This is a genomic window from Pseudomonas sp. KCJK9058, from assembly GCF_046230975.1.
Lineage (GTDB): Bacteria > Pseudomonadota > Gammaproteobacteria > Pseudomonadales > Pseudomonadaceae > Aquipseudomonas > Aquipseudomonas alloputida.
Window position 1 is genome coordinate 1 of the sequence record NZ_JBJJLR010000139.1, and the last position, 337, is coordinate 337.

Genomic DNA, 337 nt, shown 5'->3' on the forward strand with positions numbered 1-337 from the left:
AGCCACGTGTGGTCGAGCACTGGACCAGCGACGGCGAGCACTACCACTTCCGCTACGACCTCGATAGCCGCACCAGCTGGGCCACCGACGTGCTCGGCCGCGAGCTGGAAGTGCAGTACAACGCCGACCACCGCGTGGTCGCCAGCCGCGACTATGGCGGCGAGCGTTACGCCATCGAGCTTGACGAACACGGCAATATGGTTGGCCTGACCTTGCCGGACGGTAACCGCCTGCAATTCAAGTACGACGAATTCTCCCGCTTGCTCGAAGAGACCGACCCGCTGGGCCGCAAGACCACCTACGAATATCACCACCTGACCACGCTGGTGACCCAGGT

At 63.2% G+C, this 337-nt stretch carries 1 protein-coding gene; it reads left to right on the forward strand.

The window, feature by feature from the left end; all coding sequences use genetic code 11:
- Window positions 1-337: hypothetical protein (locus ACK59Z_RS25945; protein WP_409294013.1), on the forward strand; the 337-nt coding region annotated here is incomplete at both ends.